16 protein-coding genes and 1 tRNA gene are annotated in these 20,604 nt (G+C 67.7%); 8 read left to right on the top strand and 9 right to left on the bottom strand.

The genetic code is table 11. From position 1 onward, the window contains the following. Nucleotides 1-25: 25 nt before the first annotated feature. Nucleotides 26-940, top strand: a complete 915-nt coding sequence (gene nudC, locus AOP75_RS02630) for an NAD(+) diphosphatase (RefSeq protein ID WP_062076801.1) — start codon at nucleotides 26-28, stop codon at nucleotides 938-940. Between the two features lie 15 nt (nucleotides 941-955). Next, nucleotides 956-2,938, top strand: coding sequence for an ATP-dependent helicase (locus tag AOP75_RS02625; protein ID WP_062076800.1), 1,983 nt, complete (start codon nucleotides 956-958; stop codon nucleotides 2,936-2,938). A 43-nt stretch (nucleotides 2,939-2,981) separates the two neighbouring features. Here AOP75_RS02625 and AOP75_RS02620 read toward each other — a convergent pair whose 3' ends face one another. From AOP75_RS02620 to AOP75_RS02615, 3 genes are all read right to left on the bottom strand, one after another. Then, nucleotides 2,982-3,794, bottom strand: coding sequence for a hypothetical protein (locus AOP75_RS02620; protein WP_152649918.1), 813 nt, complete (start codon nucleotides 3,792-3,794; stop codon nucleotides 2,982-2,984). A 133-nt stretch (nucleotides 3,795-3,927) separates the two neighbouring features. Then, nucleotides 3,928-4,086, bottom strand: coding sequence for a DUF5679 domain-containing protein (locus AOP75_RS12740; protein ID WP_143340430.1), 159 nt, complete (start codon nucleotides 4,084-4,086; stop codon nucleotides 3,928-3,930). Between the two features lie 143 nt (nucleotides 4,087-4,229). Continuing rightward, entirely contained in the window at nucleotides 4,230-5,687 is a 1,458-nt protein-coding gene (locus AOP75_RS02615) for a zinc-dependent metalloprotease (protein WP_062076798.1), read from the bottom strand. Between the two features lie 112 nt (nucleotides 5,688-5,799). Between AOP75_RS02615 and AOP75_RS02610 the strand changes: the two genes are divergently transcribed. From AOP75_RS02610 to AOP75_RS02590, 5 genes are all read left to right on the top strand, one after another. Further along, a complete protein-coding gene (locus AOP75_RS02610; protein WP_083966638.1) occupies nucleotides 5,800-6,900 on the top strand; it encodes a YlbL family protein in 1,101 nt (366 codons plus the stop codon). Between the two features lie 46 nt (nucleotides 6,901-6,946). Continuing rightward, nucleotides 6,947-9,985: a UPF0182 family membrane protein gene (locus AOP75_RS02605; protein ID WP_062076797.1), complete on the top strand. Its 3,039-nt coding sequence runs from the start codon at nucleotides 6,947-6,949 to the stop codon at nucleotides 9,983-9,985. 45 nt (nucleotides 9,986-10,030) lie between these two features. Beyond that, a tRNA-Met gene (locus AOP75_RS02600) sits at nucleotides 10,031-10,104 on the top strand. Nucleotides 10,105-10,267: 163 nt separating this feature from the next. Beyond that, nucleotides 10,268-11,560, top strand: a complete 1,293-nt coding sequence (locus tag AOP75_RS02595) for an APC family permease (protein WP_062078327.1) — start codon at nucleotides 10,268-10,270, stop codon at nucleotides 11,558-11,560. A gap of 95 nt (nucleotides 11,561-11,655) precedes the next feature. Next, on the top strand, nucleotides 11,656-11,940 hold the full coding sequence (locus AOP75_RS02590; RefSeq protein ID WP_062076796.1) for a DUF427 domain-containing protein: 285 nt from the start codon (nucleotides 11,656-11,658) through the stop codon (nucleotides 11,938-11,940). Here AOP75_RS02590 and AOP75_RS02585 read toward each other — a convergent pair. From AOP75_RS02585 to AOP75_RS02575, 3 genes are read right to left on the bottom strand one after another with little or no spacing between them, the layout of a single operon-like run. Next, a complete protein-coding gene (locus AOP75_RS02585) occupies nucleotides 11,937-12,299 on the bottom strand; it encodes a CrcB family protein (RefSeq protein WP_062076795.1) in 363 nt (120 codons plus the stop codon). The genes AOP75_RS02590 and AOP75_RS02585 overlap by 4 nt on opposite strands. Continuing rightward, the gene (locus AOP75_RS02580) at nucleotides 12,296-12,676 is read right to left on the bottom strand and encodes a fluoride efflux transporter FluC (protein ID WP_062076794.1); all 381 of its coding nucleotides are present in this window, start codon (nucleotides 12,674-12,676) and stop codon (nucleotides 12,296-12,298) included. Before AOP75_RS02580 ends, AOP75_RS02585 begins: the two co-directional genes overlap by 4 nt. Nucleotides 12,677-12,679: 3 nt before the next feature. Further along, entirely contained in the window at nucleotides 12,680-13,174 is a 495-nt protein-coding gene (locus tag AOP75_RS02575; protein WP_062076793.1) for a DUF2505 domain-containing protein, read from the bottom strand. Between the two features lie 63 nt (nucleotides 13,175-13,237). Here AOP75_RS02575 and AOP75_RS02570 point away from each other — a divergent pair, with 63 nt between their 5' ends. Continuing rightward, nucleotides 13,238-14,680, top strand: a complete 1,443-nt coding sequence (locus tag AOP75_RS02570) for a sensor histidine kinase (RefSeq protein WP_062076792.1) — start codon at nucleotides 13,238-13,240, stop codon at nucleotides 14,678-14,680. A 37-nt stretch (nucleotides 14,681-14,717) separates the two neighbouring features. Here the strand turns inward: AOP75_RS02570 and AOP75_RS02565 are convergent, their stop codons facing one another. The 3 genes from AOP75_RS02565 to AOP75_RS02555 all read right to left on the bottom strand — a co-directional run bounded on the left by AOP75_RS02565 (nucleotide 14,718) and on the right by AOP75_RS02555 (nucleotide 20,576). Continuing rightward, nucleotides 14,718-14,972, bottom strand: a complete 255-nt coding sequence (locus tag AOP75_RS02565; RefSeq protein WP_062076791.1) for a WhiB family transcriptional regulator — start codon at nucleotides 14,970-14,972, stop codon at nucleotides 14,718-14,720. A gap of 443 nt (nucleotides 14,973-15,415) precedes the next feature. Then, a complete protein-coding gene (locus AOP75_RS02560) occupies nucleotides 15,416-18,388 on the bottom strand; it encodes a type VII secretion EssC family protein (RefSeq protein WP_062076790.1) in 2,973 nt (990 codons plus the stop codon). Nucleotides 18,389-18,452: 64 nt separating this feature from the next. Next, entirely contained in the window at nucleotides 18,453-20,576 is a 2,124-nt protein-coding gene (locus AOP75_RS02555; RefSeq protein WP_062076789.1) for a glycosyltransferase family protein, read from the bottom strand. Nucleotides 20,577-20,604 lie beyond the last annotated feature (28 nt).

The raw sequence follows: 20,604 nt of genomic DNA, 5'->3' as shown, positions 1-20,604 counted from the left end.
GCCGCCGGTGCCGTAGCGTGGGCGGGTGAGCCACGCCAGCGACTTTTCCGCGCCCGGCCTCGTCGACCGGGCCTCCCACCTTCGTGACAGCGTCCACCTGGACCGCTGCTACGCCGTCCTGGTGCACGACGGCCGTGTCGCGGTGGCGGACTCTGGGCTTGCTCTTGCCGGTCCCGGCGAGCAGCCTGGTGGGGCGGTCGAGGCTTTTCTTGGCCAGGCCAGGGGGAGGAACCTCACCGTCCGTGTCCCCACGGACCCCGAGAACGCTCTTCCCGAACGCGCGCGTTGGGCGCCGTTGCGAGAGTTCCTGATCCTGGCATCGGCCCTTCCTGAGGGTGACCTCGAAGCGGAACTCGCGCTCACGGCTGTCGCGATCGTGTCTTGGCACCTGACCCACGCCTACTGCCCGCGGTGCGGCACGGAAACCTCCTCCGCACAGGCGGGATGGGTGCGGCGCTGCCCGTCCTGTGAACGCGACCTCTACCCGCGCACTGACCCCGCGATGATCGTGGCCGTGACAGATGAGTCGGACCGGTTGCTGCTCGCGCATGCCGCTCACTGGTCTGAGCGGCGCTACAGCGTGCTCGCCGGATTCGTGGAGCCGGGGGAAAGCCTTGAGCACGCGGTGCATCGCGAGGTGCGAGAGGAAGTAGGCATTGAGGTGACCGACGTGTCCTACCTGGGCTCGCAGCCGTGGCCGTTCCCCGGCTCCCTCATGACCGGCTTCCGGGCACGAGCGACGGGGCAAGTCCTGCGTCCCGACGGGATCGAGATCACGGATGCCCGCTGGGTCTCGCGCGCCGAGTTCGAGCACCTGACGGCTAGTGGCGAGATCGTCGCCCCTCCGGTGGGCTCCATTGCGCGCTCGATGGTTCAGCGGTGGCTGGGGGAGGTTTCAGGGCCGATGCCGGCTGAGGCCGACGATGTCAGTGACACCTGACATCCTGGTGGCCTGATGTCAGCAGAAGAGATCCTCGACGCCCTTGACCCCGAACAGCGCGAGGTTGCCACGGCGCTCCATGGCCCTGTGTGCGTGCTCGCCGGAGCGGGAACGGGCAAGACCCGCGCCATCACTCACCGGATTGCCTACGGCGCGCGAGTGGGGGCATACAACCCTCAGTCAGTGCTTGCGGTGACCTTCACGGCGCGCGCTGCGGGGGAGATGCGGCAACGGCTGAAGGGCCTGGGAGTCAGCGGCGTACAGGCCCGCACCTTTCACGCCGCCGCGTTGCGTCAGTTGAGTTACTTCTGGCCCCAGGTGGTGGGCGGGCAAATGCCCCAGCTCGTCGAGCAGAAGGCGCCCCTGGTCGGGCGCGCCGCGCGTCACGCGGGGCTGCGGCCTGACCGGCTCACGGTGCGCGACCTCGCGAGCGAGATTGAGTGGGCGAAGGTCGCATTGGTGTCCCCGGACGACTACGCCACGGTGATCGCGAAGGAAGGTCGCCCCACTCCCGCGGGGGTGGAGGCGACAGTGATGGCGGACGTGATGCGCGCGTACGAGGACGCGAAGACGGACGCCGTGGTGCTGGACTTCGAGGACATACTGCTGTTGCTCGCCGACATCATCGGCCGGCATGTCGAGGTGGGCGACCAGATTCGCCGTCAGTACCGACACTTTGTCGTGGATGAGTATCAAGACGTCTCACCACTGCAGCAGTTCCTGCTCGAACAGTGGATGGGAGGACGCAGCGAGTTGTGCGTCGTGGGAGACCCCGCGCAGACCATCTACTCGTTCGCAGGAGCGTCTCCCCAGCACCTCTTGGGTTTCACGCGCACCTACGACAACGCCACCGTGGTCCGCCTGGTGAGGGATTACCGCTCTACGCCACAGGTGGTGAAGCTCGCCAACGGCTTGATGTCAAAGCGTGGCGCGGGCCAGGCGGGCGTGGAACTGATCGCTCAGCGCCCGCACGGCCCCGAGCCAATCTTCACTGCCTACGAGGATGAGCCCGCGGAGTCGGCTGGAATCGCCGACCGCATCGATCGGCTGCTGTCAGCAGGCGTACCCGCCTCGGAGATCGCCGTGTTGTACCGCGTGAACAGCCAGTCGGAAGCCATCGAAGAGGCGCTCGCGGAACGGGGGATTGGTTACCTGGTGCGCGGTGGCCAACGGTTCTTCGACCGTGAAGAGGTGCGCAAGGCGATGGTCTTGCTGCGGGGCGCGGCCGTGGCCCCGTCCGAGGACGCGCTTGGTGTGCAGGTCCGGGAGGCATTGTCCGGAACGGGCTGGGCTGAAGAGGCTCCTTCCGCCCGTGGCGCCGTGCGCGAGCGCTGGGAGTCGCTCCAGTCACTGGTCCAGCTCGCCGATGACTTCGATGCGGATGCGGGCGGTGGCGCGAGCATGCGTGAATTCGTCGAGCACCTCGTGGAGCGTGCGCAGGCCCAGCACGCGCCCACCGTGGAGGGCGTGACGCTGACCACCATGCACGCCGCCAAGGGCCTGGAGTGGGACGCCGTCTTCATTGCGGGCTGCTCCGAAGGCCTCATGCCCGTGTCGATGGCGGAAACCACCGAGGCCATCGAGGAGGAGCGGCGGCTGCTGTACGTCGCCATCACCCGCGCGCGCGAACACCTGCACCTCAGCTTTGCCCGGGCACGCAAGGCGGGCGGCCGTGCCACGCGCAAGCGCACGCGGTTCCTCGAACACGTGTGGCCAGACGGCATGCCTGCACGCAAGCCACGCCGGTCCACGAAGGACACGCTCGCGGACCTTGGCCCTGAAGATCTGCGCTTGTACGAGTCGTTGAAGGCGTGGCGAGCGGCAATCGCGAAGGCGGCGTCCAAGCCCGCGTTCACGGTGATCGTTGACACCACCATGGCTGAGATCGCGCGAACGCGGCCCGGCACGCTGGGGGAACTTGCGGGCGTGCACGGCATCGGCTCATCCAAGCTCGAGGCATACGGTCTGCAGATCTTGGAAGTCGTCGCGGAGCACTAGCGCGGCACGCGAGAGCCTCTGGTGCCTGTCCCATGTGCCCGGGCTAGCAATGCGAGCACGCGCAATCAGGGTGGGGGGTCGGGGCTTCGACGCTCGTGAGACTACCGCGTTCAACCCGCCACACCGGTGCCTCGCGTGCGGCGCTCGGGTCGGTTGCGATGCGAGCGAGGCGGGCCACCGCGCCTGCGACGTCTGCAAGCAGATCGGTGCCCACATGCGGCACGCGGCCCTCGCATTGAAGTGCGACCCACGGCCAGGTGGGGTCGGCGTCTGACCGGTACAGCCCCACACACGTCGCGCAGGCCGTGGCCCCTGGAATGACGACGGGCCCCACTGTCACCCCCGCGTCATCCGCGAGCACAAGTACGTGCGGTTGGTCGGCGGCCAAGAGATCCACGGTGAGTGCTGACGGGCTGGCGAACGTCACCAGAACCTCGACGTCCGCGTGTGCGTGGCGCGCCAGCGAGCCGCTGGATTGATCGTGGCGCCCGTAGGTCACCGTGGAGCGCGCGTGAGGATGCTGTTCGCCGCGCAGCGTCGTGGCGGTCGCCTCAAGCCCCGTCCTCGCGAGAATCTCGGCAATAGTCACGCTGACGATCCGGGGCCCTCGCACCCGTATGGTCGGCTGCGCTGGTGCCACGGGCACGCCGGTCAAGCCAGCTGCGGTGAGCCGGGTCGGCACGGTCGACGGGGCGGCGAGCGCCGGTGGCGTGGCCCCAGCCGTGTTGCCTTCGAGGCGTTCCAGCCAGTTCCGCTCAGCGTCGCTGGGGCAGTCGACAATGACGGGGTGATGGAGCCCCACGCGTATGGCGCCGTTGGGTAGGGCGAGTACGGGAACACCGGGGGACAGCCGCATGTATTGAGCGTGGCAGGTCGACGCGCGAGGGAGCCGATTTCCACAGCGTCGGTTGAGCAGTCGTCACGACAATGACGAAGGGCCGCCCCCATGCGGGGACGGCCCTTCGTGGTATCGCTTGAGCGATGAAGCGTTACGCCTTGCCGAGGATACGGTTCAGCTTGGTGCCGCACTCGGGGCACACGGCCTTCGCCATACGGCGGCCGTTCTCGGACACAACCACGTCACCCTCAGTGGTGCGCTTGTCCTTGCACTTCACGCAGTAGAACTCACCCTGGTACTTGTCGGCCATCAGCCTTCTCCTTCTCTAGTGTCGCGCAGCGCCGGGACGCCGCACACGTGGTGGCCACGAGGGCCGATCATCAGACAGCGTAGACGGGAACGGAGCGTTTTGTGCTCAACCCACGCCTGCGCCGTGTCGTACGGCGGCCAAAGTCACCGCCGTTCGTCGTGGTCGGCGTCCCCGTTCGGGTCGCCGTCGTCTTCCTGGGTCGTGTCCGCGCTGTCGGCGGTGCTGTCGGCGGTGCTGTCGGCCCCGCCCGCGCCGCCGGTTGCGCCGGAGAGCAAAGCCTCAAGCTCGCGGTCAACGTCGTCGCCAGCATCTGGCCCTGCGAGCCATCGGTCAATCCAGGCGCTGGGCTCGTCGAGATTCTCGCTCGACGGCAGCAGGTCGGGGTGCGACCACACCCGGTCCCGCTCGTCGTGGCCGGCACGGATAGACAGTTCGCGCCACAGCGCCGTCGCTTCGCGCATACGCCGCGGCCGCAACTCCAGCCCCAGCAGGGTAGAGAAGGCGTCCTCAGCGGGCCCGCCGGCGGCGCGACGGCGACGGAGCATCTCGCTCAGGGCACCAACGGAGGGCAGGTGAGGTGCGGCTGCCCTCAGCGTGACCTCATCAACCCAGCCTTCGATGAGCGCTAGCAGCGTCTCGATGGACTGCAGCGTCACCTCCTGCTCCTCCGAGTGGCGCGGCTGGAAAATTCCTCGCGTGAGCGCCTCTTGCAACTTTTCTGGGTCAGACATGCCGATCTGTCCCACGGCCTCGTCGAGTGCCTCGATGTCGATGTTGATGCCGGCGGCATAGCGTTCGATCAGGTGGTGGAGGTGCCCGGGCAGCCACGGCGCGGCAGAGAAGAGCCGCACGTGAGCGGCCTCACGCAGTGCCACGAAGGTGAGGACCTCGTCCTCGTCAATGTCGAGGTCTTGGGAGAAGCCGCTGATGACGCTCGGCACCAGGACCACGCGCGGCTCGGCGAGCAGCGGGAAGCCAAGGTCAGTGGACCCAAAGCTCTCGCGCGCCATCTGCCCGGCGACCTGGCCCATGTGCATTCCGCACACCGTGGGGCTGACCGAGCCGACCAGTCCGGTGGCGTCCCCGCCGGGCAGCATGGCGGACATTGCGCCGTCTTCTTGCGCGCCCTTGAGGATCGAGCCCAGCGCCTGGGACACCGAGATCGCCACGGGACCGGTCAGGACCTGCCAGGTGGGAAGCGTCCCTTCGATCCATTCGGCGCGGCTCCACACCTTGGGCTCGCGCCCGGTGGGGTTGAAGTCCGTCGCGGCGTCGAGCCACAGTTGGGCGCGCGAGATGGCATTGCGGTGCTTGACAGCCACGGACTCTGTGACGGTCGGGTCACCCCCTTGTGCGGCGACCCCTCGGGCGACGTCGTGCGCAAGGGTCCAGTTCACGTCCTCACCCTGCGACTGATTCACGAGGGATCGGATCTGGCCCAAGACGTGGTCCATCATCGCGGGGTTGTCGAGCATGCCGGAAGCCTGTGCCAGGGCATCGGGATCCATGCCCATGCGCTGCAGTTCTTCCATCGCTGCCTCGGCGTCGTCACCGAACAGTTCGCGCAGCAGGCGCATCCATGGGGTGTTGTCGTCGCTCACGAAAAGTCTCCTGAAGTCGGTGACGGGCGCAGGTCGCTTGCGTCGCCACCAACCTAACCCGCACATAAGCGAGTTGGGAGCATCGTTCGCTATAAGCAATGATGGTCCGGTGATGCCTCTGACCGAGACAGACACGGTGCCCGCTGACCCGCATGAGATTGGCGCTCACCGTTACACGGTGATGTCCATCGCTGGCCTGGTGGCCGCGGCGCTCATGGCTGTGCTGTCAGTGCTGCCCGCGCAGTTCGCCATCGGAGGCCCAGGACCCACGTACGACACCCTCGGCGAGACCGAAGACGGAACCCCGTTGGTGCAGATCGATGGTGCCCCAACCTACCCCGCCTCCGGCGAGCTGCGGTTGACCACTGTGTCGGTTGCGCGCTCGAGCTCTGAGCTATTCACGTTGGGGCCCGTGCTGCGTGGCTGGCTCTCGCCCGAGCGCTACGTGCAGCCAGAGGAGAACGTCTTTGGCGACCCTGAGCAGGAAGAAGAGTTCGACGAGCAGTCGCAAGTGGAGTGGGTGACCTCGCAGGAGGCCGCCACCGTGGCAGCCCTGGAGGTTTTGGGTGAGCCTGTCCCGGCGACGCTTGAGGTCGCCGGGCTGGATGGATCGTCGCAGGCAGACGGGCTCATCCTTGCGGGGGACATCATTACGTCAGTCGACGGTGCCGCCGTCGACACCTTCGGGGAACTGACCGATGCCGTGACGGCCCACGCGCCGGGCGACGACATCACCGTAGGTTTCACCCGTGACGGACAGGCACAAGAGGCGACGTTCGGGCTGAACGACAACGGCTCCGGTGGAGCCGTCATGGGCCTGTACATCGACCCCCAGTTCGACCTGCCGATTGATGTGACGGTCCAGATCGACAAGGTGGGTGGACCGAGCGCAGGCATGATGTTCTCGCTCGGCATCCTCGACAAGCTCACCGAGACAGACGAACTGAACGGTGCCCACGTTGCCGGCACGGGCGCATTGAGTGCCGACGGCGACGTTCACCCCATCGGCGGCATCCGCATGAAGCTTTACGGCGCCCTCAACGCTGGCGCCGACTACTTCCTCGCCCCCATCGAAAACTGTGACGAGGTCATCGATCACGTCCCGGAGGGGCTCGAGGTTTTCGCGGTCGACAACGTGGACCAGGCCTACGATGCAATCCAGGCCATCGGCGCAGGCGACACCGCCGCGCTAGCCACGTGTGCCGCACCGTGACTACTCTTGACCCCAGTTCCGAAGTAGTGAACCAAAGGACCCTTTTGTGAGTTTCTCCGATCGTCCCGCAGGCAGGCCAGGTCCCACGCGACCGGTCGCCACCCCACCGCGCAAGCGCTCGCCGCTGCTCGTGGCGCTCATTGCCGTGGGTATTTTCCTTCTCGCCACCGTGATCTTCGCCCAGGTATGGACAGAAGTGCGCTGGTACCAGCAGCTCGGCTTTGAGTCCGTGTTCTGGACGCAGTGGGCGGTTCGCGCCGTGCTGTTCGTCGCGTTTGGCCTGATCGCTGGCGGCGCCGTCTTCTTGGCGCTGTGGCTCGCGAAGCGCGCACGCCCCCTCGCGACGGCTGGGCGCAGCCCGGTCGACCAGCTGCGCGAACAGATCCAGCCACTGGAGCGCGCGGTGATGGTCGCGCTGCCCATCTTCGTTGGCATCATTGCCGGCTTCTCAATGTCGAGTAGGTGGGAAGACTTCCTCGCCTGGTGGAACCACGAGCCGTTCGGCACCGTTGACCCGCAGTTTGGGCTCGATGTCGGCTTCTACGTCTTCACGCTTCCCATGCTGCAGACGCTGGTCGGCTTCTGGCTGGTCATCACCATCCTGTGCACGCTGCTCGCGGCCTTTGTCCACCTGGTCTACGGCGGCATCGCCGGCGGCGGCCGCGCCTTCGTCGCCTCGGGCGGTGCGCGCATCCAGCTCGCAGTTTCCGGCCTTCTGGTGATGATCGGGCTCGCGCTGAACTATTGGCTCGATCAGTACGCGCTACTGAACTCCCAGGGCGAGCGGTTCTACGGAGCCGGCTACACCGACATCAACGCGATCCTCCCGGCAAAGATCATCCTCGCCGGCGTCGCGGTGATGGTCGGGCTGCTGTTCCTCGCGGTGATCTGGCGCGGTGACTGGCGTATCCCCGCCACCGGCGTTGCGCTCATGGTGCTGTCCGCGCTGGTGATTGGCGGCGTGTACCCCGCGATCGTGCAGAACTTCTCCGTTGAGCCCAATGCTCAGGAGCTCGAGCGCGAGTACATCCAACGCAACATCGACGCCACGCTAGCGGCGTACAACATCGATGGCGTCGAGACGACTGACTACGCGGCGGCCACGGAGGCCGACGCTGAGGCGCTGCGGGCGGACGCGGAAACGACCGCGCAGATCCGCTTGCTTGACCCGAACATCGTCTCCCCGGCGTTCCGTCAGCTTCAGCAAAACAAGCAGTACTACAACTTCCCCGAGACCCTGGCTGTTGACCGGTACCGGATTGACGGAGAGATCCAGGACACCGTGATCGCGGTGCGTGAACTCGACCTCGACGGACTGTCGGACGAGAACCGCACCTGGGTCAACGACACAACCGTGTACACCCACGGCTTCGGTGTGGCGGCGGCCTACGGCAACCGCACCACACAGGACGGGCAGCCGTCCTTCTTCGAGGGCGGTATCCCGTCGACGGGCCTCCTTGAGGTCGATGAGCCGCGCGTGTACTTCGGCACGACCGTGCCGGATTATTCGATCGTTGGCGCTCCCGAGGGCACCGAGCCCTGGGAGCTCGACTACCCGGACGACGATGCCGCCAACGGCCAGGTCAACACCACGTACTCCGGCGAGGGCGGACCCGCAATCGGCTCGTTCTTCGAGAAGCTGATGTACGCGATCAAGTTCGGCGAGTCTCAGATCCTGTTCTCCGACCGCGTGACCTCCGAGTCGCAGGTGCTCTACCACCGCGATCCGCTCGAGCGCGTGGGCCGCGTCGCCCCGTACCTCGAGCTGGACTCGACTGCGTACCCCGCAGTGGTCGACGGCCGCATTGTGTGGATCGTGGACGGTTACACGACGACCGACCGTTACCCATACTCGGCTCCCGTGAACTCGACCTCGCTGTTCGCGAGCTCGTCCACCAACCCGCTGCCGTCGCAGCTCAACTACATGTCCAACTCGGTCAAGGCCGTGGTGGACGCGTATGACGGCTCGGTCACGCTGTACGCGTGGGATCCCGAGGACCCCATCTTGCAGACGTGGAACAACGTGTTCCCGACCGCGCTCAAGCCGCTCGAGGAGATCTCGGGCGACCTCATGAGTCACCTGCGCTACCCGGAGGAGTACTTCCAGGTGCAGCGCGCGCAGTTGCAGCGGTACCACGTGACCGACGCCTCGGCCTTCTACTCGGGCCAGGATGAGTGGGCGACGCCCTCCGACCCGACCGCTGGCGACTCGGTGCTACAGCCGCCTTACTACCTCACGCTGCAGATGCCGGGCCAGGACGACCCCTCGTTCTCGCTGTACACGACATACATCCCCGGTGGTAACACCGACCGCAACATCCTCACCGGATACTTGGCGGTTGACTCCGAGACCGGAGATACCCCGGGTGAGATTGCGGAGGACTACGGCACGCTGAGGCTGCTCGAACTACCGCGTGACACGACCATCCCTGGCCCCGGTCAGGTGCAGAACGACTTCAACTCGAACTCTGAGGCGCAGACCACGCTGAACCTGTTGCGTCAGGGTGAGACGGACGTGCTGAACGGCAACCTGCTCACGCTCCCGGTCGGCGGTGGCCTGCTGTACGTGCAGCCGGTGTACGTCCAGGCGTCCGAGGGCACTCAGATTCCGCTGCTGCGCAAGGTCTTCGTGTCCTTCGGTGACGAGGTCGGCTTCGCTGACACCTTGCAGGAGGCGCTCGACCAGATCTTCGGTGAGGGTGCCGCCCCTGAGGCGCCGGAGGACACCGAGACCATCACGGACGACGGTGAGATCACGGATGAGGCCGATGTCGACACTGGCTTGGTCGATCCCACGCCGGAGCCGTCGCCAGAGCCCTCGGAGACCTCTACGGAGGAGCCCTCTGCTGAGCCCACGACCGGCACCACCTCGGCGCCGCTCACTGGCGACCTTGCCGAAGCCCAGCAGGAGCTGCACGAGTCGCTCCTTGCCGCTCAGCAGGCGATCGACGAAGGTGAGGCCGCGTTGGCCGAGGGCGACTTCGCTGCCTACGGCGAGGCTCAGGATGCGCTTGACCAGGCGATCGCCGACGCGATCGCTGCTGACGACCGCATCATCGAGCTGACGGAGGGTGCCACCGAGTAGCCGATTTGGTTCCGTGCCCCGCGTCGGTTACAGTTATCAAGCCGACGCGGGGTGGAGCAGTTCGGTAGCTCGCCGGGCTCATAACCCGGAGGTCGCAGGTTCAAATCCTGTCCCCGCTACTACGTGATAGCCCCCGATCCAGGAAACTGGATCGGGGGCTTCGTCATTTCCCCACCTTTTCCCGCCAAGTGGCTCCATTTCGCTGTTATGGCAGGCCATAACAGCGAAATGGAGCCATCTGGCAGGGGTGGGGTGCCGGTTCGCCTATACGCTGGCGCCGTGATGACTCAGCGCCGTATCTCCCTCATCGCCGCTGTGGGTATTGGCGTCGGGTCCATGCTCGGCGCGGGCGTGTTCTCCGACATGTGGGTGCCCATCCTGGCCGTAGGCCAGTGGCACTACCTCGCCGCCATTGTGGTGGCCGGCGCGGTGGCCTTCGCAAACGCTCTGTCAACCGCGCAACTTGCCGCGCGGTACCCGGTGGCGGGCGGCGCTTACGCCTATGGCAGGGCAGAACTCGGAGCGTTGTCGGGGCACATTGCGGGCGCCGCGTTCGTCCTCGGCAAGACTGTCTCCGTCGCCGTGGGCGCGACGGTGCTGGGCGCGTACGTTCTTCCCGGCCATGCTTCGATGGTCGCGACAGCGGCGGTGATCCTGGCCTGGGCGCTCAACGCGCGCGGCATCACGCGGACCGCGGCCGGAGCCACTGCGATCGCCGTGATCGTGCTCGCGGCGCTTGCGGCACTGGTGGTTGCGGCGTTCGCCACGGAGAAGAGCGCTACTGACGCCGTTGCGTCGTTTGTGCTCGCGGACCCCATCCCGGCAGCCGGCGGACCGCCCTTCCTCGTGGCAGTCGCAGCAGCGTTCTTCGCCTTCGCCGGCTACGCGCGCATCGCCACCCTTGGCGAGGAGGTGCGCGATCCTGCGCGCGCTATCCCGCGAGCCATGGTTGCTGCGCTGTCGATCGTGATCGTCGTCTACCTCGCTGTCGCGCTCGCGCTTGCGCGCGTCACGCCGCGTATCGCCGTGGAGGGGGACACGGTCATGGTGCCTGACGGGTTCGCGGACGCGCCCTTGGAGTATCTGGCCGATGCCGCGGGCTTGCCCGTATGGATCGTCACTGTGGCCGCCACGCTCAGCGTGGGTGGGGCCATGCTCGCGGTGATGGCCGGTACGGGACGCACAGCGATGGCAATGGCGCGGGAGGGCGATCTTCCGCGCGCCCTTGCTCACCAGGGCACCAGCGGCGCTCCGTGGAAGGCAGAAGGCCTGATCGCGCTCGCTGCCATCGCGCTGGTGTGGACCGAGGGCGCCTCGCTGGTGTTGGTCTCCGCCGCCAGCGTCCTGACGTATTACGCGGTCGCGAACCTCGCTGCGATCGTGCAGCGCCGGGCCGGACGCACCGCGAGCCTCCGTATTCCCGTGGCCGTCTCCGCAGCGGGGCTGGCGGCCTCTGCTGTCCTCGCCATCGTCGCTGTGCAAGGGGCGTCTGCCGCCTGGTGGCCCACGGTGGTGCTGCTCGCCGTTGTCATCGGGTGGCCCGTGACGGCTGCGGCAGTTCGCCGGCGCCGTTGAGCCCTGGACCGCGGAATGGCGAGCTGACCGGCAGCGTTGTCGACCAAGGAGCGAGCAGGCACCCGGCCAGCCCGCGGGACGTTGGGAGTAAAGCCATGAAGGCAGTGTGGAACGGCGCCGTGATCGCGCAGTCCGACCAGACGGTGGTCGTTGAAGGCAATCACTACTTCCCCTTGGACTCGGTCAATACCGACTACCTGAGCGACTCCGACATGGTCTCGAAGTGCCCGTGGAAGGGCGAGGCCAGCTACTGGTCCATCACGGTTGACGGCGAGACGAACCCCGACGCCGTGTGGATCTACCGGGACCCCAAGCCGCGCGCGGACATGATCCGCGACCACGTCGCCTTCTGGCGTGGCGTCGACGTCGTCGAGGACTAACCCCACACGCCTGCCAGCGCGTACGCCCCCGCGGCGCACGCAAGGCCGAGCGCAAACGTGATGGAGAGGTAGACCGCCGCCGCGCGGCGCCTGTTCTCATTCCACAGCACGACCGCGTCGACGGCGAGCGAAGAGAACGTGGACAACCCGCCACCGAGACCCGCTCCCAGCACGATCATCCACCCAGGGTGGAGATCGTCGACGGCGGCCAACGCTCCCACGAGCGCGGCGGCCACCGCATTCGCGATGACCGTGTGCCACGGAAAGTCCATGGAGTAGTCGATCTTGCCCAAAAGGTAGCGACCGACCGCGCCCAGTCCACAGCCCACGACGGCGCCCACAAACAAAGCCGTACTCACCGGGTAGCCTCCCTGGCATCGGCCCTCCGCACGGCCCAGCGCCAACCCACGGCCGCAGCGAAGACGGAAGCTGCCATCGTGCCGGCTAGGACGCCAGCACCCACGGCGAGGCCGGCCTCAGCGCTCCACGCAAGAGCGGCGATCGAGGAAAAGGTCGTGAAGCCGCCGAGGAGTCCCGGGCCTACCAGGGGAAGCCACCAGGCACGTCCCTCCACCATGCTCCAGCCGGTGACCGCGCCAAGTGCGGCGGAGCCGACGACGTTGATCACCACGAGGTCAAGGGGCACAGCGCCGGCGCTTGGAATCGCCGCGTCAAGGCCGATGCGCACCGCGCCTCCAAGCATGCCGCCGAGGAAGACGAGAAAGACGGCCGGCATGGGCTAGCGGGCTGCGAGCCAGGCGTCCGCGGCTTGGAGTTCGGTCTCAAGCCCCTCGATGACGTTCTTGAGAAGCGACTTCTCGATCATGGCGCCAAACAACGGCACGCGCACTGTGACCGTGCCATCCACGACAAAGTCGGTGCCGTTGCCTTCCGGGGTGAGGAGCAGTCGGCCCGACGCATGCCCCGGAGCCCCGACAATTTCGACGGAGAACGTGCCCTGGCGTTCGGTCCCGCGCGGCGCGGACCACACCTCGCTGTACCGCACGGTGAGATCGGAGCCTATGAATCCGCGGAACTCTTGCGGAATCGAGGACGACGGCACTACCCGGCGGATGGCGACGGTGAAGCCCTCATCAATGGAGCCGGAGAACACGGCGTCGGAGGCGTCGGCACCAGAGGTCTCCGCACGCTTCACCGCGAACTCCTTGTCCGCGAGCATCGCGAACACGTCCTCCACGGGCGCATCGAAGTGGTGCTCGTGCGTGAAATGCATCTGTGTCCCCTCTCGCCGTGCCACCAGGCTACCGCCCGCGCGCGTGCACCCTAGGCTAGAGGCGTGGCAACCCTGAGAGAGACCGCTGAGAAGTACGGGACGTTGACTGATGCTGAGGCCGAATGGCTGGCCCTGCTCACGTCCGACTGGCAGATCATCGCCGACCTGTCCTTCGCCGACCTCGTGTTGTGGCGCGCAGTCGACGATGGCTTTGTCGCGATCGCTCAGTGCCGGCCGTCGACGGGCCCCACCGTCCATCAGGACGATGTCGTGGGCACCATGGCAGCGGCCGGGCGCATTGCGCACCTGCAGCGCGCCCTCGATGAGGGCGGCATTACTGCCTCACGCGAGCCTCGCTGGGACGAGACGTACGCGGTGCGCGAGGACGCTCTGCCGGTGATGATGGAAGGGCGTGCGATCGCGGTCCTCACCCGTGAGGTGTCGCAGGCGGTCTCGCGGTCATCGAGCCGCCTCGAACTCAACTACAAGGGGGCCGCGGACGACCTCTTGCACATGATCACGCGGGGCGAGTTCCCGGTGGCCACCTCCGTGACGGGGCCGCGCCGCGGCGCGCCGCGTGTCGGCGACGGCGTGCTGCGCCTGGACGCAGCGGGCCACGTGACCTACGCGAGCCCCAATGCGTTGTCGTGCTTCCACCGCCTAGGCGTGACAGGGTCGTTGATGAACCGCTCGCTGCCACGGGTGACGAGTGAGATTGTGCATGACCAGGGACACATCGATGAGACCCTCGCGATGGTGGTGATGGGGCGAGCTGCCTGGCGCACTGACCTAGAAGCCAACGGTGCGGCATTGTCGCTGCGCGCCATCCCCGTCACCGACCACGGAGAGCGCACCGGCGCAGTCCTCCTGTGCCGGGACGTGTCCGACCTACGGCGTCGTGAGCGTGAACTCATCACCAAGGACGCGACCATTCGCGAGATTCACCACCGCGTGAAGAACAATCTTCAGACGGTGGCAGCGCTGTTGCGCATGCAGTCGCGGCGAGTCGAGGCGCCGGAGGCGAAGGAGGCGCTCGCGGAGGCCATGCGGAGGGTCTCGACGATCGCGCTCGTTCACGAGACGTTGTCCGGCACGCTCGACGAGCTGGTGAACTTTGACGACCTGGCCGCGCGCTCGATGCGCATGGCCGCGGAGATTGCTTCGCCGAACGTCCAGGTGAAGATTGTGCGCGAGGGGGACTTTGGCCTGATCCCCGCGCAGTATTCGTCTTCCCTTGCACTCGTGATCACCGAGCTGGTGACGAACGCGGTCGAGCATGGGTTCGAGGGACGGGATCTTGGCACCATCACGGTCACGGCCACACGCACGAACGCCCACCTCGCCGTGACGATCGCCGACGACGGGGTGGGCCTCAGTGCGGAACCGTCCGGTTTGGGCTCATCGATTGTGCGCACGCTGGTCGAGAACGAGCTCAGCGGTCACATTACGTGGAGCAACACGGACGAGGGCTCGGTGGTGAGCCTCGAAGTCCAGGTGGGGGAGTAGCGCCTCTGGGTGCTAAGGGGAGAGGCGGCTGCGAGCGTTACTTGGCTGCGCGGCGGGCGCGGGCGGCGCGGCGCTTAAGCGAGCGGCGCTCGTCCTCAGACAGACCGCCCCACACGCCGGAGTCCTGGTTGTGCTCCATGGCCCACTTCAGGCACACTTCACGCACCTGGCAGGTGCCGCAGACGGCCTTGGCCTTTTCGATCTGCACGAGGGCGGGGCCAGTGTTGCCGACCGGGAAGAAGAGCTCGGGGTCGTCGACGTCCAGGCAAGCCGCGTTGTTACGCCAATCCATGGGATCCTCCAGTGGGGGTGGGGAGGCGCGGCAGATCCCAGTTCAAGGGTGAATGAGTGGGGACTTAAGCCGCGGCCATCGCGAATGTCACTGTTTCAAGGTTCTCATTGTTAACAACAGATGACAAGAGGTCCCGTGTGTGTGATGGCTCACATTTCTGGGGCGGTACTTTGGATGACATGAACAATGATCTCACGCCCCGCCAGCGTGTGGTGCGCCCCATTGGTGTCGCAGTCGTGGGCATCGAGGCGCTCGCTTTGGCTGTTTTTGCAGGGGCAACGGTGGTCGAGACGATCACCGGTGATGGCTCCGGGTTTGGCATCGCGGTCGCCGGAATGCTGGGTGTCTTCGCCGTGGCTTTGGGGTTCGCCGCGCGGGCATTGTACGGGGGTCAGCGGTGGGGCCGGTCGTACGCGATCATGTGGCAAGTGCTGCAGGTTGCCTCAGCGGTGCTGATGTTCAGCGCCTCTCCCGTGGTCGCGGTGTGCGCCATTGTCGCGGGAGTCGTGGCCGGTGCTGCGGTGGTCATGGACGCGATCGAGGAGATGCCCGACGACGTCCACGCCTAACTGGGCCGCGCACGCATTCCCGTCGTCAATCATGACGATTCTGCCCGCAGGCGCGGCATCGTCGACAAGCCCGCCCGTGGCTCCCCTGGCCACCATGCGCACGTCCCGCGACCGTGGCTCCGTCAGGATGACCAGGCCCGAGTGCGGTGCCAGGGCCGCGACGTCCACCGTCGTGGCGCCGGTGCCGATGGAGTTCGCGATCGCTTGACGTAGCGGGCCGTCCGGACCCACCAGTGTCGCTGTGGTGGGTCGGTCTCGCTCGCGGGGGCGGTCCCCGCCTATGGCCCACACGCCGGTCGCAACGGTCGCGGGCAGGTCGGTCACGAGGTCGCGTCCACGGCATTCAATGCTGGCCGGTGCACTCGCGAGTTGGGCCGTCCCCGCGCCGCTGGCGTCGGTCACCCACGCGCGCCCGGGACGCGGGCCGCCTCCCGGCGTGCTGAGGCCCCCGCGCGGCACGCCCCACAGGGCACCCTGTTGCGGGTCGGTTCCTTCAAGGACTGCCACCACCGCAGCGCGTGGGTGAAGCCGGGAAGGGAGGCTGGGCGTGCCCGCGATTGCTGTGGGCAAGCCCAGGGACAGGCGGTCCATGAGTGCCTCGTGTGCCTGGCCGTCGTCCACATGCGACAGCCGTGGCAGCGCTGCGTCCGCACGGTCGATGAGTAGCAGTACCTCGGGTCGCGAAGCAGCAAGCGCGAGGGTGCGAGCGGCAAGGCGGGGATGTGCGGGAAGCCAGACGGGGACGCGTCCGGCCACGTGGGATTGCTGCGCGATGGCCCTTAGTGCGCTGGTGCGGCCCGTGCGCGCGGCGCCCACGATCACGAGCGCGCCGTCTTCTGGAGTCCAGGTGACGTGGTCCTGAACCCGCCGAGCGGGATCATCTCGCAGGGCGATCACGATGCGCTCCCCGTCGGGCTGAATCCTCACCTGGGAAGGGAGGGGTGGTTGCCACAGCGGGGTCGCCGGCTCGTGGGTCTGCCACCGAGCGGCCACCGCCGCCGGCAACGACTGGCCGGGGGAACCGTGGTCGTCGCACCGGCGGATGCGCGCCGCCGCGCTCGCGAGCGGCGCGGCGGTCTGGAACGTGGTCTCGCCTTCTGGCCCGGACAGGATGGCCCGACCGGGGGAGTTTCTGGGGAGGCTGCCGGCGGCTGAGGAGCCGATGAGGTCGCGCGACTCGGTCTCCGAGGCGACCCTGAGCGCGATGGTGGAGCCGATGTTTGCACGTACCTCAGGCGTGACGGCACCCGAGGGCCGCTGGGTCGCCAGGACGAGGTGGAGCCCGAGCGACCGGCCCTGTGCGGCGATGCGCGCGAGCTCGGGGACAAACGTGCGCATCCGCAGCGTGATCTCTTGGTACTCGTCGATCACGACCAGCAGGCGCGCGGGCGCGCCACCCGCGCGTTCCCAGTCCGCCAACGACGAGTGCCCGTGGGCGGCGAGGGTGTGCTTACGCGACGCGACTTCTTGCGCCAGCCCTGCGAGCGCCCGGCGGGCCTGCTCCTCGTCCAGGTCAGTCACAGTCGCGGCGACGTGGGGAAGGTGCAGGCATGTGCGCAGGCCCGCACCGCCCTTGAAATCCATGAGCGCGAGGTGAAGGTCCGCGGGGGCGTGGGCGTGTGCCAGGCCTGCCACGAGGGTCTCCAGGAGGACAGACTTCCCGGAGCCGGTGGTGCCCGCGACCAGGAGGTGCGGGCCATGGTGGTCGAGGTCAATCACGACGGGACCCGTGGCGGATTGGCCGAGCGCCACCTGCATGCTGCGCGGCGAGCCGGCGGCGTGGGCGGCAGGATCGAGCGCGGCACCCGCTACCTGCGCCCACCTCACTTCGCTGGGGAGTTCGTCGCGGCCGCGTTCGCCCGCAGCCCGGCGCGCGGCGGCATCGGCCCTGTCCTCATTCACCATGAGTGGGGGAGTGTCCACTGCCCCGTGGGGCCCAGCTTCACGGCAACCCGTGGCGGTCACGTCCACGACCGTCGTACACCACGACGGTGCGGTCTCGCCTGGTCGCAAAACTACGACATCCTCCGCAGCCGTGTCTGGCAGCCATCTCATCCACGGCTCGTTCCACCCGGGCAGCCGCGAGCCACGGTCCAGCATCACCGCCCTCGCATAGCCGGCGGCGGCCTCCCGAGGTCCGCGGATGGCCAGTGGCCCCGAGGGAAGCGCAGGTACGTCTTCGCCGGGCCGTGCCGCTCGGGCGCGCTGCACGAGCCTTGTCAGCATCATCGCGGCGGGCAGGGCGAGGCCAATCAGTGCCAGGTACCACCGCCCGGTGATGACGGCAATCACCGCTCCGCTCGCGAGCCCGCCCACGAGGGCCGGCCAGGGAACAGCCATTCGCCTGCTGTGGTCGACGGGTTCCTCGCTGGGTGCGCCGCTGACGGCGAGCCACGAGTTTCCTAGGCGCACCGCGCCGTTCTGGGGCCACCGCCTGACCTTGCGCACGCGCGTACCGATCCCGTTCGTCGAGCCCAGATCCGTGAGGCGGGGCGGCACGCCAGGCTCAAGCCGCGCGTGGAGGCGCGACACCGTAGGGTCCGCGACTCGCAACGTTGCCTCTGCCCCCGAGCCCACGGTGACGGGAGCGTGGAGCGAGGCTATGGCACCGGCATCGGCCCCCCGCACCACCTCGACGCGCGCGCCTAGCGGGGTGGCGGTGAGCGGCCCGGGCCGCAATGTGAGCGCGGCCCCTTCGAGGACAGGGGGCACACCCGTGGGGTGATCATCCGTGAGCGCCACGTCCCCGCACCACAGCCGCGCCACGCTCCAGGCGGCGCAGAGTTCGGCGATCGGAGTGCCGGGCTCAACCTCCCAGTCGTGGCCGTGTGGATCGGTGACGCGCATGCGACCGATGGTGACGCCGCGCGACCGGCCCCCGCGCCCCGCACCCCAAATCTGGGGATAACTGTTAGGGCGCGCTCGCGCTGTGACCCGCAGGCACCGGCGCGACCGTGCCGTCTTGGGTGACGACCCCCGCGTACCAGGTGTAATTGCGGTTCATGAGGCTGTGAGGGATCCCCTGAAGCGTGTATGCGGAATGCGTGACCTGGGAGTCGACGACCGCAGTCGGTGTCTGTGTCCACGGCACCGAGTCTCCTTGCCGCGTCAGCACCAGCGGCGCTTGACCAAAGGAGTCGGCGACCTGCGCCAGCTCCTCCGCGGTGGGGTCGCCAAGTTCGAGCACCACGGGCGCGTCACACATCACGCGCAGCGATCCAAAGTGGCTGCTCGTGCCGACCAACACGATGGGGCGCCCAGGCTCAATCGCACATAGCGACGTCAACTGATCGCGCGCCCCGATCATCTCGCGCGTCGTGACATTCACCGAGCCCTGCACCGGGTACTCTTCACCTGGGGTGAGCGAGAACCACGTCGTCAGCGGCAACACCAGCATGCCGACGCCAGCGACACGACGTGCGGCCGCGCGCCCACGGTCGGTGCGCACCAGCGCCGCGAGCGCCCATGCCGCGGCTGCCGCAGCGAGGATAAAGCCCGGCAAGGTGGCGGGTTCAAAGCGCCGGATCGCCCAGATTTGGTCGGGCACAATCGACGGGCGGAACAAGTACAAGAGACTGGGCGCAAGGACCGCACCAAGGAAAACGGCCCATGGCGCATCGCGGCGCACCATCCGCATGGTCGCCCAGCCCAACCCCAGGATTCCCAAAATGACGAGGGGCCACGTGAGGTAATAGGACAGCCAGGTGACGGTCGACTCCGCATACGTGCGGGTGCCCTCGAGCGGTAGCCCCTGCGCCCGCTGAAAACTCTCCACGACGCCGTTGGTGAACTCCTCCCGCGACGTTTCCGTGCCGCGGTGAACCGTGGTCCACAGGGGACGCGACGCGAAGACCGCCAAGACGGCGACGACGGCGCCGCCCATCGCGATGGCGCCCCTGCGACCGATCGCGTCTGACAGGCGCGCGAGCCACTGGCCGGGCCTGCCGGTCCACGTCGCCGCCCAGATGCCCCCCACGACCGCCAAACCGGTGTAGACAATGAGCAGCGCATGCGTCTCGTCAGCGAGGCGCTCGAGGTACTCGGTTGACCACAGTGCAACCGACAGGTACCCCACGGCAATGGTGACGAGTTGCCAGCCTATGTATGCGAAGGCGGCGCTGCGTCGCCACCGGTCGTCTGCCTTAACGCTCGCTAGGGCAATGCCCACACCAGCGAGTGCGCCAATGGCGTAGCTGGGGCCGTCGACACGCACCAGCATGGTCGCGCCCGTGGCGATCGAGCCCACGATGAGCAGGTTGGTGGAGCGTTCGACCACACCCCGCCACGCCCACAGAATGCCCGCAACCACGAGCAAGAGCGTGAGCGGCTCGGTGTAGGCGGGGCGCGACAGGCCGATGTGCGACACAGTGAGTGCGAGGGCGCCAGCGGGCGCGAGCGCGGCCATGGGGGACAGGAACTGACGGGCCAGCGCGTAGACGGCGAGGATGCCGACCGCGCCAAGAGCAACGTTGGCAGCGAGGACTCCGCTGTCACCTGCGATCCAGCCGCCCACCGCGATGGTCGCAGGGAGCATCTTCGCTCCCTGCGGCTGAACCACGTCGCCCTTGAGGTTCCATGCTTCCGAGGCGTCCGGAAGCATGGTCGAGCTGGCGTGGGCGGCCTCCACGGCCCCGGCGGCCGGAATGTCAGTGGTGCCGTGGTCGACCAGCCACAGGCCGGACAGGGTGAGAAAGCCGGGATCGCGCACTACGAGGAGGTATTCAGCGGCCATGGCCATATTCACGATTGCCCAGACGACAGTCCCGCCCACCGCGATCGCGCTCGCGACCGCGTCCCGGGGCGACAGCGTGCGTGGCGTGCATGCGCGCCACGCCGTCACAGTGAGCACCGCGGCGCCTGGCAGTACCGTCCACCAGTAATGCGCGCCGGCGGTGACCGCGAGTCCCGCCGCGAGCGCGAGCGACACCGTCATGAGGACGGCCCGCTCGGGCATGGACGCGAGGATGCGCGCGCGGCGGATGGCGGTGGCGCTGGGAGGCGTGTCCTCGAAGGTCACGTCAGTGGAGGTACTCACGCGCGCCACCCTACCGGCGGGCAGCCCG

It is taken from the genome of Demequina globuliformis, assembly GCF_000975155.1.
Lineage (GTDB): Bacteria > Actinomycetota > Actinomycetes > Actinomycetales > Demequinaceae > Demequina > Demequina globuliformis.
This window is presented reverse-complemented; position numbering and strand designations above follow the sequence as displayed.

Excerpts from the sequence above, each read along its gene's own strand:
- AOP75_RS02625 (WP_062076800.1), top strand. The coding sequence starts at position 956 with ATGTCAGCAGAAGAGATCCTCGACGCCCTTGACCCCGAACAGCGCGAG.
- AOP75_RS02620 (WP_152649918.1), bottom strand. The coding sequence starts at position 3,794 with ATGCGGCTGTCCCCCGGTGTTCCCGTACTCGCCCTACCCAACGGCGCC.
- AOP75_RS12740 (WP_143340430.1), bottom strand. The coding sequence starts at position 4,086 with ATGGCCGACAAGTACCAGGGTGAGTTCTACTGCGTGAAGTGCAAGGAC.
- AOP75_RS02610 (WP_083966638.1), top strand. The coding sequence starts at position 5,800 with ATGCCTCTGACCGAGACAGACACGGTGCCCGCTGACCCGCATGAGATT.
- AOP75_RS02595 (WP_062078327.1), top strand. The coding sequence starts at position 10,268 with ATGACTCAGCGCCGTATCTCCCTCATCGCCGCTGTGGGTATTGGCGTC.
- AOP75_RS02590 (WP_062076796.1), top strand. The coding sequence starts at position 11,656 with ATGAAGGCAGTGTGGAACGGCGCCGTGATCGCGCAGTCCGACCAGACG.
- AOP75_RS02580 (WP_062076794.1), bottom strand. The coding sequence starts at position 12,676 with ATGCCGGCCGTCTTTCTCGTCTTCCTCGGCGGCATGCTTGGAGGCGCG.
- AOP75_RS02575 (WP_062076793.1), bottom strand. The coding sequence starts at position 13,174 with ATGCATTTCACGCACGAGCACCACTTCGATGCGCCCGTGGAGGACGTG.
- AOP75_RS02565 (WP_062076791.1), bottom strand. The coding sequence starts at position 14,972 with ATGGATTGGCGTAACAACGCGGCTTGCCTGGACGTCGACGACCCCGAG.
- AOP75_RS02560 (WP_062076790.1), bottom strand. The coding sequence starts at position 18,388 with ATGCGCGTCACCGATCCACACGGCCACGACTGGGAGGTTGAGCCCGGC.